At 64.6% G+C, this 16,420-nt stretch carries 18 protein-coding genes and 1 tRNA gene; 8 read left to right on the top strand and 11 right to left on the bottom strand.

From position 1 onward, the window contains the following. Positions 1 to 18: 18 nt before the first annotated feature. From otsB to aspS, 7 genes are all read right to left on the bottom strand, one after another. The gene (gene otsB / locus ELY13_RS03500) at positions 19 to 759 is read right to left on the bottom strand and encodes a trehalose-phosphatase (RefSeq protein WP_126172487.1); all 741 of its coding nucleotides are present in this window, start codon (positions 757 to 759) and stop codon (positions 19 to 21) included. Positions 760 to 1,168: 409 nt separating this feature from the next. Then, positions 1,169 to 1,245, bottom strand: a tRNA-Met gene (locus ELY13_RS03495). A gap of 81 nt (positions 1,246 to 1,326) precedes the next feature. Beyond that, a complete protein-coding gene (locus ELY13_RS03490; protein WP_126172486.1) occupies positions 1,327 to 1,836 on the bottom strand; it encodes a 2'-5' RNA ligase family protein in 510 nt (169 codons plus the stop codon). A gap of 7 nt (positions 1,837 to 1,843) precedes the next feature. Further along, on the bottom strand, positions 1,844 to 2,815 hold the full coding sequence (gene mltG / locus ELY13_RS03485) for an endolytic transglycosylase MltG (protein WP_126172485.1): 972 nt from the start codon (positions 2,813 to 2,815) through the stop codon (positions 1,844 to 1,846). Between the two features lie 9 nt (positions 2,816 to 2,824). Further along, on the bottom strand, positions 2,825 to 4,087 hold the full coding sequence (gene fabF, locus ELY13_RS03480; protein ID WP_126172484.1) for a beta-ketoacyl-ACP synthase II: 1,263 nt from the start codon (positions 4,085 to 4,087) through the stop codon (positions 2,825 to 2,827). Positions 4,088 to 4,224: 137 nt separating this feature from the next. Beyond that, a complete protein-coding gene (locus tag ELY13_RS03475; protein ID WP_126172483.1) occupies positions 4,225 to 4,461 on the bottom strand; it encodes an acyl carrier protein in 237 nt (78 codons plus the stop codon). A 96-nt stretch (positions 4,462 to 4,557) separates the two neighbouring features. Beyond that, positions 4,558 to 6,390: an aspartate--tRNA ligase gene (gene aspS / locus ELY13_RS03470; protein WP_126172482.1), complete on the bottom strand. Its 1,833-nt coding sequence runs from the start codon at positions 6,388 to 6,390 to the stop codon at positions 4,558 to 4,560. Positions 6,391 to 6,501: 111 nt separating this feature from the next. Here aspS and rnd point away from each other — a divergent pair, with 111 nt between their 5' ends. Genes rnd through ELY13_RS03455 form a run of 3 tightly spaced genes read left to right on the top strand, consistent with a single transcriptional unit; the run spans position 6,502 to position 9,137 of the window. Then, positions 6,502 to 7,710 carry a ribonuclease D gene (gene rnd / locus ELY13_RS03465; RefSeq protein ID WP_126172481.1) on the top strand — a complete coding sequence of 403 codons (1,209 nt, stop codon included), beginning with the start codon at positions 6,502 to 6,504 and terminating at the stop codon, positions 7,708 to 7,710. Continuing rightward, a complete protein-coding gene (locus tag ELY13_RS03460; RefSeq protein WP_126172480.1) occupies positions 7,707 to 8,600 on the top strand; it encodes a hydrogen peroxide-inducible genes activator in 894 nt (297 codons plus the stop codon). The genes rnd and ELY13_RS03460 overlap by 4 nt, the downstream gene beginning before the upstream one ends. A gap of 45 nt (positions 8,601 to 8,645) precedes the next feature. Continuing rightward, positions 8,646 to 9,137 (top strand): DUF2062 domain-containing protein, encoded by a 492-nt coding sequence (locus ELY13_RS03455; RefSeq protein WP_126172479.1) that lies wholly within the window; start codon positions 8,646 to 8,648, stop codon positions 9,135 to 9,137. Here the strand turns inward: ELY13_RS03455 and ELY13_RS03450 are convergent. Both ELY13_RS03450 and pgsA read right to left on the bottom strand, forming a co-directional pair. Beyond that, positions 9,134 to 9,931, bottom strand: coding sequence for a glutathione S-transferase family protein (locus ELY13_RS03450; RefSeq protein WP_126172478.1), 798 nt, complete (start codon positions 9,929 to 9,931; stop codon positions 9,134 to 9,136). The two genes, ELY13_RS03455 and ELY13_RS03450, sit on opposite strands and share 4 nt — an antisense overlap. 2 nt (positions 9,932 to 9,933) lie before the next feature. Beyond that, entirely contained in the window at positions 9,934 to 10,500 is a 567-nt protein-coding gene (gene pgsA, locus ELY13_RS03445; RefSeq protein WP_126172477.1) for a CDP-diacylglycerol--glycerol-3-phosphate 3-phosphatidyltransferase, read from the bottom strand. Positions 10,501 to 10,616: 116 nt separating this feature from the next. Here pgsA and ELY13_RS03440 point away from each other — a divergent pair, with 116 nt between their 5' ends. After that, complete coding sequence (locus ELY13_RS03440) at positions 10,617 to 11,933, top strand: MFS transporter (RefSeq protein WP_126172476.1); 1,317 nt, start codon at positions 10,617 to 10,619, stop codon at positions 11,931 to 11,933. 61 nt (positions 11,934 to 11,994) lie between these two features. On the opposite strand, the gene ELY13_RS03435 is transcribed toward ELY13_RS03440, so the two are convergent. Together ELY13_RS03435 and ELY13_RS03430 are read right to left on the bottom strand one after the other, a co-directional pair. Next, on the bottom strand, positions 11,995 to 12,165 hold the full coding sequence (locus tag ELY13_RS03435) for a CsbD family protein (protein WP_126172475.1): 171 nt from the start codon (positions 12,163 to 12,165) through the stop codon (positions 11,995 to 11,997). A gap of 80 nt (positions 12,166 to 12,245) precedes the next feature. Beyond that, the gene (locus ELY13_RS03430) at positions 12,246 to 12,659 is read right to left on the bottom strand and encodes an EVE domain-containing protein (RefSeq protein WP_126172474.1); all 414 of its coding nucleotides are present in this window, start codon (positions 12,657 to 12,659) and stop codon (positions 12,246 to 12,248) included. 145 nt (positions 12,660 to 12,804) lie between these two features. Here ELY13_RS03430 and dapF point away from each other — a divergent pair, with 145 nt between their 5' ends. From dapF to ELY13_RS03410, 4 genes are read left to right on the top strand one after another with little or no spacing between them, the layout of a single operon-like run. Continuing rightward, complete coding sequence (gene dapF / locus ELY13_RS03425; RefSeq protein ID WP_126172473.1) at positions 12,805 to 13,614, top strand: diaminopimelate epimerase; 810 nt, start codon at positions 12,805 to 12,807, stop codon at positions 13,612 to 13,614. Beyond that, the gene (locus ELY13_RS15290; RefSeq protein WP_164549686.1) at positions 13,611 to 14,792 is read left to right on the top strand and encodes a MiaB/RimO family radical SAM methylthiotransferase; all 1,182 of its coding nucleotides are present in this window, start codon (positions 13,611 to 13,613) and stop codon (positions 14,790 to 14,792) included. Before dapF ends, ELY13_RS15290 begins: the two co-directional genes overlap by 4 nt. Further along, positions 14,789 to 15,703 (top strand): signal recognition particle-docking protein FtsY, encoded by a 915-nt coding sequence (ftsY, locus tag ELY13_RS03415; RefSeq protein WP_241233520.1) that lies wholly within the window; start codon positions 14,789 to 14,791, stop codon positions 15,701 to 15,703. The genes ELY13_RS15290 and ftsY overlap by 4 nt, the downstream gene beginning before the upstream one ends. Beyond that, on the top strand, positions 15,703 to 16,362 hold the full coding sequence (locus tag ELY13_RS03410) for an inner membrane-spanning protein YciB (RefSeq protein ID WP_126172470.1): 660 nt from the start codon (positions 15,703 to 15,705) through the stop codon (positions 16,360 to 16,362). Before ftsY ends, ELY13_RS03410 begins: the two co-directional genes overlap by 1 nt. The last annotated feature ends 58 nt before the right edge of the window (positions 16,363 to 16,420 follow it).

Here is a 16,420-nt window from a genome sequence, read left to right as displayed (position 1 = left end):
GGTCGATCGGGCGGCCAATCACAGGGCGAGCCAGTCATGCACCGCCTGGGGAGAGTCGAGGCGGTATCGCGCCCGAGTCGGCGTCCGGTCGCCGACGACAATCCCGAACCCGCCCAGCGCTTCGGCGGCGGCAAAGCCATCTTCGTCCGTCACGTCGTCCCCGATGAAGACGGGCGTCGCCCCGGCGAACGGAGGCTCCGCCATGAAGGCCCGCACCGCGCCAGCCTTGTCGGCGCCGCGGTGGACCAGCTCAATCACGAACTTGCCCCGCTTCACCGCCAGTTCGTGCCGGTCGGCGAGGTCATGCACGAAATCCAGCCCGCGCTGCTCCAGCGAAGGATCGCGGCGGTAATGCAGCGCCGCTCCGTGGTCCTTGCTCTCAAGGTCGAACCCGGCAGACTGCGCGAAGTGGGCCAGTTCGGCGTTCACGGCAGGAGGCAACGCCTGCGCGTCCTCCCCGATTCGCGATCCGTCCGCCCGCATTCGAGCTGCCCCGTGCGATCCCGCGCGGGCGATCGTCAACGGCCCAAGATGCCTTTCGAGATCGGTAACCGCCCGTCCGCTGACCAGCGCAAGCCGCCCGCCCAGCGTATCCCGCAGGCGGCCGAGCCGGTCCGAAAGCTGTTCGGGGATCTGAATCCCGTCCGGGGTCGCGGCAAGATCCACCAGCGTACCGTCGAAATCCAGAAACAGGGCGAGAACTCCCTCTCCCCGCAACTGGTCGAGGGAAGGCGGCGTGTTCAGCGGCTTGGTATCCATGCCCAAGGCATAGCCGTCTCGCCGATCGGGTCAACGAAGGAGGCAGCCAAGTGCGACCGGGAACCGGGCGAAGGGGCCATTGGTTGATCTGGTGACCGATTCTGGCCTTATCTGGAAGGATACAGTCAGTGAAAACACATCGCGCCATGCCCGGTGCTTCACCGTCCGCCCTCGACCAGCGGCATTCCGCGCGATCGGCCCCCAAGCCGAAGCCCCGACGCACTGGCCGGCAGTTGTGGGAAGTTCCCTTGCGGTCCGTGTCACCGGAACACTGGATAATGCTGCTGATCCTGGTCACAGCACTTGCCAACGCCGCAGTCGCTCTCCTCGCCCTGTGAGCCAGAAAGACATGGAGGAGCGCTGCTTCGTCAGGGCCGGAAACGCACACGCTTAGTAGGTGGCGTTCCGGTGGTAGCGGAGGAGGGACTCGAACCCCCGACACGCGGATTATGATTCCGCTGCTCTAACCACCTGAGCTACTCCGCCCCGCTTTCGCCGGATGGCGCGGCCTTTAGGGTGGGGTTTCCCTTCGGTCAACCGGCGATCGACACCTTCTCGGCGCGATCGTTACCGGCCGCGAAACGGATAGTCGGAAATCGGGCGCCACAGGCCGTCTTCCCAGGCATAGAGCCCGAACCCGCGAAAGCGAAATGCGCGGGGCTCCAGGCTCGCCCGAAGTTCGTTCTGCAGCCGTTTCGCCTCGCGCGGCTGAACCTTGTTCTGGATAGTGATGTGGAGCCGCAAGGTGCGGTCATCCTGCGGCGTCAGCAGCCCGTGCAGGCGGTCAGCCATCACGGTGTGAAGCTCAACCATCTGCGGGCTGTCCACGTCCAGCGCCGTTCCCCGGCCAAGGTTCATGATTCCCGACAGCCGTGCCTGCGGCGGGGCTGTTTTTGCCAGAGTGCCCAGCAACCCGCGCACTTCCGCTTCCGCCGACGGCGGAAGCGCGTGAAACAGGGTGACATGGGCGCGAAGGCGGTTGCGTTCCGGCGGATAGTGCCTGCGCCGCAGCTCGTCCGCCCACGACAGGATGTCAGCCGGCAGTTCGGCGGTGATCAACAGCGGAGCGTTTGCCATCCCGCTGCTACATCTCCCCTCGCGCGCGGCGAATCGCACGCCATTTGGCGACGTTGCGGTTGTGCCCCGCCAGCGAGTCGGCAAACGCGTGGCCGCCGGTGCCATCGGCCACCATGTAGATCGCATCGCTGTCGGCCGGGTGCAGCACGGCCTCTATCGCCGCGCGGCCTGGATTGGTGATCGGGCCCTTGGGCAATCCGGCCATGGAGTAGGTGTTGTAGTCGTTGACCGCGCGGATTTCCGATTGGAGGATCCGGCGGCCAAGCGGCCTCCCCTTGGTGATCGGGTAAATGATCGTCGGATCGGCCTGCAACCGCATGCCCATCTTCAGCCGGTTGGAGTAGACTGCAGCAACCATCGGCCGCTCCCCCGCCTTGCCTGTCTCCTTCTCGACGATGGAAGCTAGAATCACCGCCTCTTCCGGAGTGCTCACCGCGATGTCGCTCGACCGTTTCGGCCACAGTTCCGCAACCGTCTCCTTCATCGCCTGCTGCATCCGCTCGAGCACCTGCGCCCGGCTTTCACCCCGTCCGAAATCGTAGCTTTCCGGAAGGACAGACCCTTCGGGCGGAACCGGGACACTGCCGGTCAGCAGCGGTTCCGCCATCAGCCGGTCGTGCACCAGGACGGACGGAAGCCCTTCCGGGACCGCAATGAACCGGCGGATCGCCTCGCCATGCTGCAAGGTGTTCAGGATCTGCGCGGGGCTCGCTCCCGCAGGCAGAAGGAATTCACCCGCCTTGATCGGATCGCCGCTGCCAAGGATCTTCGCCCGGAGCAGGAAGCCGGGGGCCGAATGGATGACCCCTTCCTCCTGCAGCTTGGTTGCAACCGAAGTGAGCGAAGCGCCCGAGGGGACCACGAAGGCGCGATCTTCCTCGACATCCGCCGCGCCGTACCAGCCCCACGCGAACAGCAGCGCTCCGGCGAACAGGACGAAGCCGGCCGCAATGGCAATCAGCTGAACGCGGCGACTCATCCCGCTGCCTCAGTCCGCCTTCTTCATCACGAGGCTGGCGTTGGTCCCGCCAAAGCCGAAGCTGTTGTTCAGCACCGCCCGGACTTCCCGCTTCTTCGCGGTGTGCGGGACGAGGTCCACGCCTTCGCAACCCGCGGACGGATTATCGAGGTTGAGCGTCGGCGGCACGATCTGGTCGCGCAGCGCGAGGATACAGAAGATCGCTTCCACCGCGCCCGCACCGCCGAGCAAGTGCCCGATCGCCGACTTGGTCGAGCTCATCGAGACACCCTCGATCGCATCGCCGAACAAGCGCCGAACCGCGCCCAGTTCCAGCTCGTCGCCCAGCGGGGTCGAGGTGCCGTGGGCGTTGATGTAGTCGATGTCCTCCGGCGCCATGCCCGCCTTCTTCAAGGCCATCTGCATCGAACGAAACGCGCCCGATCCTTCCGGGTGCGGCGCGGTGACGTGGTATGCATCGCCCGAGAGGCCGTAGCCGATAACCTCGGCGTAGATCTTCGCGCCGCGCGCCTTCGCGTGCTCGTACTCTTCCAGCACCACGACGCCCGCGCCTTCGCCCATCACAAAGCCGTCGCGGGCTTCGTCATAAGGGCGGCTGGCCTTGGTCGGATCATCGTTGAACGACGTGCTGAGCGCGCGAGCCTGGGCGAACCCGGCAATCCCGATCGGGCAGATCGTTCCTTCGGCACCGCCAGCCAGCATGATGTCCGCATCGTCGTCGCGGATCATTCGCGCAGCATCGCCAATCGAGTGCGCCCCGGTGGAGCAGGCAGTCACGACCGCATGGTTCGGCCCCATCAGGCCGTACTTGATCGAAACCTGTCCCGAAATCAGATTGATCAGGCGCCCGTGCACGAAGTGCGGCGACACGCGGCCCGGCCCCTTTTCGGCCAGCACCAGCGATTCCTTCTCGATCCCCGGCAAGCCGCCGATCCCGGACCCGATCGAACACCCCGCGCGCAGGCGGGTCGCCTCGTCCATGTCCTCGAGTCCAGCGTCTTCGATCGCCTGTCCTGCGGCATCGATGCCGTAGACGATGAACGGATCGACCTGCCGCTGAACCTTGTGATCCACGCGCTTGTCGGGATCGAAGCCGAACTCATGATCCTTCGGCTTCACCTCGCAAGCGATGCGGCACTTCTGGTCGGAGGCGTCGAACCTGGTGATTTTTCCCGCCCCGCTCTTGCCGGCGAGGATGTTCTTCCAGGTCGTCTCGACATCGCTGCCGAGTGGGGTGACGAGGCCCAGTCCGGTTACGACCACACGGCGCATGCTACTCTCCACAAAAGATACGCTTTTAAAAGCCAACAGGCCCAACCCTGTCCGGGCTGAGCCTGTCGTAGCCCGCTAGCCCGCCCCGGAAAAGCCGCAAAGACGGCCGGGGCGAACTGGGAAGCAAGTCGGGCCGCTTAGCCCTTGTGCTCTTCGATGTAACGATTCGCGTCGCCGACGGTCGCGATCTTCTCGGCCGCATCGTCGGGAATCTCGACGCCGAATTCTTCTTCGAACGCCATCACGAGCTCAACGATGTCGAGGCTGTCAGCGCCAAGATCGTCAATGAAGCTGGCGTCGGGCGTGACCTTGTCTTCCTCGACGCCCAGATGCTCGACGACGATCTTCTTCACGCGTTCGGCGGTATCGCTCATGAAATGCCCTCTTGAATTCGGGTTTGAAATTGGTTCTCGCCCCTAGTCAACGCGGCTCGCGCTGGCAAGTGCCCTGGCAGCGCGAGCCAGTCACCATCAGTCGCCGATCCGGTCCACCCGCGTCTTTTCCGCCGCGTCTTTTTCCGCGTTGCCCGCCTTCGGGGGTTCCGCCAGCCGGATATGCAGTTCACGCAGCTGCTTCGGACTGATCGGTGTCGGCGCGCTCATCATCAGGTCCTCGCCCCGCTGGTTCATCGGGAAGGCGATCACTTCGCGGATGTTCGGCTCATCCGCCAGCAGCATCACGATCCGGTCGATCCCCGGTGCCGACCCGCCATGCGGCGGCGCGCCGTACTTGAACGCGTTGATCATGCCCGAGAAGTTCGCGTCCACGTCCTCCTTCGAATACCCGGCGATCTCGAAAGCCTTGTACATGATGTCCGGTCGATGGTTCCGAATCGCACCGGACGACAATTCGTACCCGTTGCAGACGATGTCGTACTGCCAGGCGAGGATATCGAGCGGGTCCTGGTTCTCCAGCGCGTCCATCTCGCCCTGCGGCATCGAGAACGGATTGTGGCTGAAATCGATCTTCTTCTGGTCCTCGTCGTACTCGTACATCGGGAAATCGACGATCCAGCAGAACTTGAAGCAGCCCTGCTCGATCAGGCCCAGCTCCTCACCGACGCGAGTGCGCGCGGCACCGGCCAGCTTGGCGGCCTCGCCTTCCTTGCCAGCAGCGAAGAACAGCCCGTCGTCCTCGCCAAGACCCAGCTCGGCATAGATGTTCTCCATGCCTTCGGTCCCGTGGTTCTTGGCGATCGGCCCGCCGAATTCGCCGCCCTTGCGGGTGACGTAGCCCAGCCCGGCAAAGCCTTCGCCCCGGGCCCAGTTGTTCATGTCGTCGAAGAACTTGCGGCTCTTGTCTGCCGTGTTCGGCGCGGGGATCGCGCGGACGCGCCCGCCGGAGCCGACGATCTTCTCGAACAGGCCGAAACCGGACTGGGTGAAGTGGTCGGTCACGTCGGTGATCACCAGCGGGTTGCGCAAGTCCGGCTTGTCGCTGCCGTACTTCAGCATCGCCTCGCGGTACGGAATACGCGGGAACTGGCCCGCCGGGGTCACGCTCTTGCTGCCGGAAAACTCCTCGAAGCATCCTGCCAGCACGGGCTCGAGCGCGTTGAACACGTCTTCCTGCGTGACGAAGCTCATCTCGAAATCGAGCTGATAGAATTCCAGGCTGCGGTCAGCGCGCAAGTCCTCGTCGCGGAAGCACGGTGCAATCTGGAAGTACCGGTCGAACCCGGCGACCATCAGCATCTGCTTGAACATCTGCGGCGCCTGCGGAAGCGCATAGAATTTACCCGGATGCAGCCGGCTGGGCACCAGGAAGTCGCGCGCGCCTTCAGGGCTGGACGCGGTCAGGATCGGGGTCTGGAATTCGGTAAAATTCTGGTCGATCATCCGGCGGCGCAAGCTGGCGATCACCTGGCTGCGCAGCAGGATGTTTCGGTGCATCGTCTCGCGCCGAAGATCCAGGAAACGGTGCTTGAGGCGAATTTCTTCCGGGTACTCCTGCTCCCCGGCGACGGGCATCGGCAGCTCGGCGGCGGTGGACAGCACTTCGACGCTGCGGGCGAACACCTCGATCTCGCCGGTGGGCAGGTTCGGGTTCACGGTCGAAGCGTTGCGCGCCTTCACTTCCCCGTCGATCATCACCACGCTTTCGACCCGCACCGAATCGAGCAGGGACAGCGCGGGCGAATCCTCGTCCGCGACGATCTGGGTGATTCCGTAATTGTCGCGCAGATCGACGAACAGTACGCCGCCGTGATCGCGCTTGCGATGCACCCAGCCGGAGAGGCGGACGGTCTCACCGACATTCGCCTTCGACAGCGCGGCACAAGTGTGGGTACGGTAGGCGTGCATCCTGAGTCTTTCCAATTAACGGATTATGGCGCTAGGGAGACGCGCGCTAGCAGGCAAACCCGCCGGCTTGTCAAGCGACCCCCTGCTGCCGGCCTGGTACGAAAAAACAGAATGAAGATACACCCGCTGATCACCAAGAGCGATGAACTGGCCGATCTGTGCGAGCGGCTGGCGAAATCGGATTTCGTCTGCGTCGACACTGAGTTCATGCGCGAAAACACTTATTACCCCCTGCTCTGCCTGGTGCAGGTGGGCAACGAGGAGGAAGCGGCCGCGATCGATCCGCTGGCCCCGGGCATCGACCTGACGCCCCTGCTCGATCTGCTGACTGACAACGAGGACGTGCTCAAGGTCTTCCACGCCGCCGGACAGGACGTGGAAATCATCTACAACCTCACCGGCAAGACCCCGCACCCGATCTTCGACACCCAGATCGCGATGATGGCGGTGAGCCAGTCGGAACAGATCGGCTACGCCAACCTGGTGGAAACCTGGATGGGCAAGACGATCGACAAGGGTGCCCGCTTCACCGACTGGAGCCGCCGCCCATTGACCGAACGGCAGATCGAATACGCGATCGGCGACGTCACCTACCTGGCGCAGATCTTTCCCAAGCTGTTGAAAAAGCTGATGCGCACAGGCCGCGGAATGTGGCTGGACGCCGAGATGGAAAAGCTCGCCGATCCGGCCAACTACGCCAACGATCCCGGCACCGCGTGGGAACGGATTCGCCCGCCCAGCCGCAACCGGGAAGTTTTGGGCCGTCTCAAGGCGCTCGCCGCGTGGCGCGAACGGGAAGCGCAGGACAAGGACATCCCGCGCGGCCGGATCATGCGGGACGAAACACTGGCCGATCTTGCCGGCCACCCCGCGAAGAAGCAGGAAGACCTCGCCAAGGTGCGCGGCCTTTCCCAGGCGTGGAAGGACAACGATATCGGCCGGCGGCTGATGAAGGTGCTGCAGAACGCCGAACCGCTTCCCGCCGACGAAATGCCGGACAGGCCGAAGCGGGGCGCCCCTCTCGGCAAGGAAGGCGCATTGGTGGCGGACTTGCTTAAGCTGCTGCTGAAGATCCGCAGCCGGGAAATCGACATCGCCTCCCGCTTGCTGACTCGCAGCGACGAACTGGAAGCTCTCGCCGCCGGCGTGCGTGACCTGCCGGTGCTCGAAGGCTGGCGGCGCGAAGTCTTCGGACGGGACGCGCTGGACCTGGTCGAAGGCAAACTCGCTTTCGCGGTCGAGAAAGGGCGGCTCAAGATGACGCACATCGACGATGTCGCCGCCGATGAACCGGCTCCTCCGCAGGCACCGACGGATTGACCACCTTCCTTCCCACCATCAAGCAGCTGCAATACCTCGTTGCGCTGCACGAGGCGGGCCACTTCGGCCGCGCGGCGGAAACCTGTTTCGTTTCGCAATCGACGCTTTCGGCCGGAATACGCGAGCTGGAATCCCTGCTCGGCGTCACGCTGGTCGAACGCAGCCGCCGGACGGTCCGCTTCACTCCGCTGGGGGAGCGGGTGGTGGAAAAGGCACACCGCCTGCTGCGTGAGGCGGAGGAATTGTCCGACCTCGTCCAGTCCGCCGGGAAGCCGTTGACGGGCGTCTTGCGGATGAGCGTGATCCCGACCATCGCGCCTTTCCTGCTCCCGCGCCTGCTTCCCCGCCTGAGGCGGGAGCGTCCGCAGCTGAAGCTGTTCCTGCGGGAAGAAACCAGCCAGGACGCGATCGAATCGCTCCACCACGGCCGGGCGGATTGCGTCCTGCTGGCCCTGCCCTTCCCGACCGGCGAAGTGGAAGTGGAGCACATCCGGGAAGACCGGCTGTTCGTCGCCTTCCCCAAGGACGATCCGCGCGATCCGCCCGAAACCGTGACCCCGTCGATGATCGACGAGGGACGCCTGCTGCTGCTGGAGGACGGTCACTGTCTGCGGGACCACGCGCTCGCTGCCTGCAACCGGCAGGAAATGCGGGGCAGTGCGACGATGATCGGCACCTCGCTGCACACTCTGGTGCAGATGGTCGACAACGGGCTCGGCCTGACGATGCTGCCTGAAATGGCGATAGAGGCGGGAATTCTACGGGACACACAGATCGTTGCCCGCCCGCTGAACAGCAACGCCAGCCGGAAGATCGCGCTGATCTGGCGCACCAGCAGCCCTCGGGCGGAGGAATTCCGGCTGATGGCGCAGGAATTGCGCGCCGGTTGACGCTCCCTCTCGCAAAGCCGCCCCTTCGTTCATAGATCGGGCGCTGTGAAGGATCGCGAAACCATCCTGGCCAGCCGGTGGCTCAAGCCGTTCGCCCACTTGTTCGGACACCCGAGCTTGTGGCACCTCAATCGGCGGAGCTTTCCCCGCGGACTGGCCATAGGGTTGTTCGTCGGCTTCATTCTGCCGATCGGGCAATTCGCACTTGCGGCCTTGCTGGCCGTGCCGCTGCGGGCGAATGTCCCGCTTTCGGCCGCGGCGACACTGGTGTCGAACCCGCTGACGTTCCCGCCGATCTACTTTGCCGCGTATCAGTTCGGGACTTTCCTGCTTGGCCACGGATCGCAAGTCCGGGATTCGGCGGGCTGGATTGCCACCCTGCTCGACGTCTCGGCTCCGACAGCGCTCGGCCTGCTGATATTCGCTGTTACCGCCTCATCGCTCGGCTACCTGCTTGGCGGCGCATGGTGGCGCATGCGGCTGACCCGGCGGTGGAACCGGCGCAACGTCGGCCGGCAATCGGCGGAAATGGCCTAGCGATTCGTTTCGGCAAGGATCCGCGCGAATTGCGGCCAGGCCTTGCGCCCGTCTGCCAGCATCCGTTCGCGCAGGTCCTCCGGCAGATAGTCGAACAAGGCAGGGCGGAAGCTCGGCCGCGCCTTCACGGCGTCAAACCAGCGGGCGAAATGCGGCTTGTCGTCCCACATCGCCGAAAGGCCCAGCATCTCCAGACGATTGGCGTAAGGCGTCAAGGCCCCGTCGGCGAGGGTGTAGCCATCCCCCACCAGCCATTCGCTGTCCGCAAGGGCCGCATCCATGCCGCGCAGGACACGCGCGAACGTGCCGATCGCCTGCGCCACGTCCGGCGCATCGAAGCCCTGGCGGATCCAGCCGCGCTTGCGTTCACGCCACACCGGGTGCGGATCGCTGGCGATGTGCTCCTCCACCGCCGCTTCCCCCCGCGCCAGAATCGCGTTGCGGTGCGTGGTGACGTAGGTAACGGGCCGGGTCGCGGGGTGGATCTCCTCGTCCACCAGCTTGGTCCACAGCCGCATCCGCGCCTGGTCGAGAGGAGAGTCCGGTTTCAGCCGCGGCCCGGCGAATCGATCCTCCAGATATTCGCAGATCACCGTCGACTCGGTCAGGATTGCCCCATCGTAGACGATCGCCGGCACCGCTGCCCTGGGATTGATCACAAGGTACTCGGGCGCAAACTGCTCACCGGCCAGAATATCGACGTAGCGCCCGCTCCAGTCGATTGCTTTCTCGGTCAGTACCAGCCGCACCTTGGCGGCGCAGACGGACGATCCGTGGTGGTAAAGCTCCAGCATCCTCAGTCCATGTGCTTCAGGCCGACTCGCAGGTAGTCCCACCCGGTGATCACCGTCAGCACCGCCGCAGCCCAGAGGGAGGCGAGACCCATCAGATGGACCCATGGCCATTCCGGCAAGGCCTGGCCGAGAATCAGGGCCCCGAGCGCAACCAGTTGGAACGTCGTTTTCCACTTGGCCAGCTTCGTCACCGGCATCGAAACCTGCAACCCGGCCAAAAATTCGCGCAGGCCGGAAACCGCGATCTCCCGCATCAGGATGACCAGCCCGGCGACCACGTGCATATCGCCGACATAGGGCCCGCGCAGCACGCCTTGCGCAGTCAGCACCAGAATCACCGCCGCGACCATGATCTTGTCGGCAATCGGATCGAGAAAGATGCCGAGCCGCGAAACCGCGCCGCTGGACCGGGCAAGATAGCCGTCGAAGTAGTCGGTAATGCCCATCAGGCAGTAAAGCGCGAACGCGAGGCCGTAGCCGAACGCCCAGTTGGGCCACCACAGCAGGGCAGCGAGCAGCGGGATCGCGACTATCCGCGAAAGGGTCAGCAGGTTTGGCAGAGAGAGCATCGTCCTGCCGCACTAGCGCCATCGTGAGGCGGGAAAAAGCTTTCTACGCTCTTGTTCCGCAGCAAAGTGGCACTAGGTTGCCGCGCCATGCGAAACGATGCTGTTGACGTGGCCGGATGCTGACATCGGCGCACTTGCTGAAAAAGCGCCGGTTCCTGCCGCTTTTCGCCACCCAGCTGTTCAACGCGTTCAACGATAACCTGTACAAGAACGCGATGGTGCTGTTCGTCGTGTACAGCGTCTACAACTCCGAAGAAGCCGAAGCGCAGTTCAGCGCCATCGCGTCGGGCTTGTTCATCCTGCCGTTCTTCATTCTCTCCGCGCTTGCCGGACAACTGGCGGACATGCGGGACAAGGCCTTCATCATCCGCTGCGTGAAGGCAGCCGAAATCGGCATCATGGCGTGCGGCGCGGCCGGACTGGTGCTGGCGTGGCAGGGCTGGCTGACCACCTCGGTTGCGATTCCCCTGATGCTGGCCGCGCTGTTCGCGATGGGAATTCATTCCACCTTCTTCGGACCCATCAAATACGCCATCCTGCCCCAGCACCTCCACAAGCACGAAGTGCTGGCCGGAACGGGAATGGTCGAGGCGGGAACCTACCTGGCCGTGCTCGGCGGAACGATCCTGGCCGGGTGGATACCCGTGGAATGGGCGGCCGTCGGCGTCGTCGCCACCGCCGTGCTGGGCTATCTTACCTCACGCCACGTGCCCGATGCCCACCCGATCGAGCAGAACCAGACGATCGACCGGCACCCGATCCGCTCCTCCATCGCGCTGGTAAAGAACACGATGCACGATCGCGAAGTGTTCTATGCGATTCTTGCCATCAGCTTCTTCTGGACCATCGGCGCGGTGCTGTTCATCCAGTTTCCCCCGCTCGCCAAGAACGTCCTGCTCGCCAGCAAACAAGTCGCCAGCTTGTTCCTGGTGACGTTCTCCATCGGGGTGGCGATCGGATCCGTGTCGATCAACGCGCTGCTGAAGGGCAACGTCTCGGCGCGCTACGCGCCGGTTTCGGTGCTGATGATGGGCGCGTTCGTCGCTCTGTTCTACTACGTGTGCCACGAATGGAGCGGAGATGTTCGCGGAGACGATCTCATGGAGATCGGAGAGTTCGTCGCGCAGCCGCTCGCCATTCCGGTGCTGCTGTCGCTGACGCTGATAGCGATTGCAGGCGGTATGTTCGTTGTTCCGCTCTACGCCTTCCTCACCACGAAGGTGGATCCGAGCCAGGCGGCACGCACCGTGGCGGCGAACAACATCGTCAATTCGGGGGCGATGGTGATCGGCTCCGTCCTTGCGGCGGGCCTCAGCGCGGTTGGAGTGCCGATTGTCGAGCAACTGCTGCTGAGCGCGGCGATGTGCCTCGTCTCCGCGTGGCTCGGCCTGAAGCTCTATCAGGCTGAAAAAATGGCCGCTGTGGCGGCCTGAAGGCCCTGCAAGGGCCAAGCGGCCGCCCTTCGTTCAAGGGCGGCCGACTGAACTGAATGGATCAGACGTCGTTGCCAACAACGCCTTCGACTTCACCCTTCGCCTTCTGCAGCTTGCCCTTGCCTTCCTGCGCGCGGCCTTCGGCACGGGTATCCGGATCGCCGGACTGCTGCTTCACGTTGCCGGCTGCCTTGTTGGCCATACCCTTGGCCTTTTCGGTGAGTTCACCCATGAAAATTCTCCTTTTCTGCGCAGCGCGAAAGCGCTGCATCGTTACCAGGAGAACGTTTGGACGAGCACATCCGTTCCGGTTTACGCTTCGGCCATCGTCAGGATCAGGTCCCACTCCTGGGGGAGGATTTCCGCCACGGAGAGACGGGACAGCCGGATCAGCTCCATGTCGACAAGCTCCGGCGTCGCCTTGATCTGCTTCAGGGTCACCGGCCTGTCCAACTTGCGCACCGGCTTCACCTTCACCGCGGCCCACTTGCCATCGGGATCGGTCGGGTCGGCAATTCCGGAGCGGCTGATCTCCACGATCCCGACGATCTCCTTACCGATGTTGGAGTGGTAGAAGAACGCGTGGTCTCCCACCTGCATCGCTTGCAGGTTGTTCTTCGCGCGATGATTGCGCACGCCGTCCCATGTACCTTCTCCTTCGGCGACAAGGTCATCCCAGGAATAGGCATCGGGTTCGGATTTCATCAGCCACAAACGCTGGGTCATTGGTCCCTCCGGCGGGCGCCATAGCGGCTTGGCCGCCCAGCCGGAATACCTCCGCGCCGCCTGATGCCCGGTAAGCGACCATCGCGGAACGCGGCGCAAACGCCCGTGCGTTGCGGAACGGGGCGCAAGCGCCTACGTGCGGGCAATGCGCATCAGCTTCGTCAAGATGCACGGCCTCGGCAACGACTTCGTCGTGCTCGATGCGCGTGAACGGGACCTGCCCCCGATCGGTGCGGCACAGGCGCGCGCGCTGGCGGACCGGCGAACCGGTATCGGCTGCGACCAGCTGATCCTGCTCCAGCCATCGGACGTCGCCGACTTCCGCATGCGCATCTTCAACGCCGACGGCAGCGAGGTCGAAGCCTGCGGGAACGCCAGCCGCGCGGTCGCCTTGCTCCACCGCGAACCGGCCCGGATCGAAACCGGGGGCGGCGTGCTCAGCGCGCTGCCCACCCAGGGCGGCGCCGCGATCGACATGGGTGCCCCGCGTTTCAACTGGCAGGCAATTCCGCTCGCCTATGCGATGGACACGCTGTCAATGCCGGTTGCATGGGAAGGGCTGGAAAGCCCGGTTGCGGTCAACGTCGGCAATCCGCACGTGGTGTTCTTTGTGCCGGACAGCGACTCGGTGCGGCTGGACCAGATCGGGCCGACGATCGAAACCGATCCGCTGTTCCCGCAGCGCATCAACGTCAACGTCGCCACGGTGGAGGACCGGAACACGATTCGCCTCAGGGTGTGGGAACGGGGATCGGGGCTCACCCGCGCCTGCGGTACCGGCGCGTGTGCCACAGCGGTCGCCGCGATGCGCCGGGGGCTGACGGACCGCGCCGTGACAGTGCACCTGCCCGGCGGCCCCTTGCGGATCGAATGGGGCACCGACGACGCGATCACCATGACCGGACCGGCGGCGGAAAGCTTTCGCGGCACGTTCGAATGGGGCGATTACGCGTGAGCGGAGCCAACGTGATCTCGCTCGGCTGCCGGCTCAACATCGCCGAAAGCGAATCGATCCGGTCCATGCTGGGCGATGCCGACGTGGTGGTGGTCAACAGCTGCGCCGTCACGGCGGAAGCGGTGCGCCAGACCCGGCAGGCCATCCGCAAGGCCCGCCGCGCCCGGCCCGACGCTCGCCTGCTCGTCACCGGCTGCGCCGCGGAAGTGGAACGGGACCAGCTTTCCGCGATGACTGAAGTGGACGGGCTGGTGCCCAACGGCGCAAAGCTGGAGGCGCACCGGTACGGGCTGGTCGTTCCCGATGCCACGCAGTCTGCCCCGCCCGCACAGCACACCCGCGCGTTTGTCGCGGTCCAGAACGGCTGCGATCATGCCTGCACCTTCTGCGTCATTCCGCAGGGCCGCGGCCCAAGCCGCTCCCTCACCGTCCGGGAAGTCCTGGCGGAGATCGAACGCGGCCTGATCCATCATGCGCCCGAAGTGGTGCTGACCGGAGTGGACGTCACATCCTGGGGTCACGATCTCGCGGGTCAGCCCCGGCTTGGCGCGCTCGTCCGCGCAATCCTCGACAGGTTCCCCGAGCTGCCGCGCCTGCGGATGTCCTCGCTCGACGGGATCGAAGTCGATGACGAGCTGTTCGATATCTTCGCCAGGGAGCCGCGCATGATGCCCCATCTCCATTTGTCCCTGCAGCACGGGCACGACTTGATTTTAAAGCGCATGAAGCGGCGCCACTCGCGCGCCGACGCCGTCCAGCTGGTGGAGCGGTTGCGCGCTCGCCGTCCCGACCTTGCCATCGGGGCTGACCTGATCGCTGGCTTCCCGACGGAAGACGACGCGATGCACGCCGCGAATCTCTCGATCATCCGGGAACTCGGGATCGTCCATGGCCATGTGTTTCCGTACTCTCCCCGGCCTGGCACTCCCGCCGCGCGCATGCCGCAAGTGGGCAAGCCGCTCATCAAGGCGCGCGCCGCTGAGCTGCGGGCAGAAGTGGCTAGCGTCCGCGAGGCATGGCTGCGCAGCCTGATCGGAACTCCGCAGCCGGTCCTGGCCGAACGCGACGGCACCGGCTGCACCCCTCACTTCGCCCGGATTGCGCTGCCCGATGGCACCGCTCCGGGCACGATCCTCACCGTTACCCCCCAGAAATTCGAAAGAGGTCTGCTGCATTGAGCTGGTCCGATCGCCTTTTCGGCGGATTCCGCAAGACGTCGGAGCGCCTGTCCCAGAACCTGACCGGAGTCGTTGGCACGGCCCGGCTGGACGATTCGACGCTCGACGATCTGGAGGACGCGCTGATCCTCTCCGATCTCGGCCCGGCCGCCGCCGCGCGCATTCGTACCCGCTTGTCGGACAAGCGCTTTGGCTTGCAGATTACCGAGCGGGAACTGAAGGAAGCCGTGGCCGATGAAATCGCCGCGATCCTGCGCCCGGTAGCCAAGCCGCTGGAAGTCACCGCTTTCCCGCGCCCGCAGGTGATCCTGGTGATCGGGGTCAATGGGTCCGGCAAGACGACGACGATCGCCAAGCTGGCCCACTTGTTCCAGGAAGAAGACTACGGCGTGATGCTGGCGGCGGGGGACACCTTTCGTGCCGCCGCGATTGGCCAGCTCGCCGTGTGGGCCGACCGGATCGGCGCGCCGATCGTCAAGGGCCCGGAAGGCGGCGATCCGGCCAGCATCGTGTTCGATGCGGTGAAGGAGGCGACCGATCAGGGGATCGACGCGCTGGTGGTCGATACGGCCGGACGCCTGCAGAACAAGCGAGAACTGATGGAGGAATTGGCCAAGATCCGCCGCGTGCTCGGCCGGATCAATCCTGAAGCTCCGCACGATGTGGTGTTGGTGCTCGATGCCACGAACGGCCAGAACGCGCTGTCCCAGATTGAAATCTTCAAGGAAGTCGCGGGGGTTACCGGCCTTATCATGACCAAGCTTGACGGTACCGCCCGGGGCGGCGTGCTGGTCGCGGCGGCAGAACAATTCGGCTTGCCGATCCATGCCATCGGCGTGGGCGAACAACTTGACGACCTGCGGCCGTTCGATCCCGATCTCGTCGCCCGCGTCATTGCGGGAGTAGCCTGATGGCGGCGGAACCTGCGGTGCAAGCCGGCGAAAAGAAGCCGAAGTCGGGCTGGATCAACCTGCTGGTCGACTACGGCCCCTTGGTGGTGTTCTTCCTCGTCTATCGCCACTACTCCCCGGAGGGAGAAGATCCGGCAGGGGAAATCTTTGCGGTGATCCGTGGGACCGGCGCCTTCATCGCCGCGGCGGTTGTCGCTCTGATTACCTCCAAGCTTTGGCTCGGGCGGATTTCCCCGATGCTGTGGCTGTCGACCGGGCTTATCGTCGGCTTCGGGGCGCTGACGATCTTCTTTGGCGATCCGCTGTTCGTGCAGCTGAAGCCGACGATCATCTACCTGCTGTTCGGCACGTCGCTGCTGGTCGGCTACTGGCGCGGCAAGGCGCTGCTGAAGGTCCTGCTGGAAGCCGCGTTCGAAGGGCTGAACCCGGAAGGTTGGCTGAAGCTGTCGCGCAACTGGGGGATCTTCTTCCTCCTGCTGGCAGGGCTGAACGAGACCCTGCGCCTGACACTGAGCTTTGGCGACTGGCTGTGGGCCAAGGTCTGGGTGTTCGTGCCCCTGTCGTTCCTGTTCACCTTCACTCAGTTGCCGATGCTGCTGAAGCACGGGCTGGGCAAGGAAGATGCCGACGAAGTCGCGCAGAACCCGCCGGTCGATTGACCGGCCGGGCAGCCCGCCTCCCTCACCCTTTCGAAAGCCGCAACAACCGAGGCGCTGC

The organism is Altericroceibacterium xinjiangense, from assembly GCF_003958635.1.
Lineage (GTDB): Bacteria > Pseudomonadota > Alphaproteobacteria > Sphingomonadales > Sphingomonadaceae > Altericroceibacterium_A > Altericroceibacterium_A xinjiangense.
This window is presented reverse-complemented; position numbering and strand designations above follow the sequence as displayed.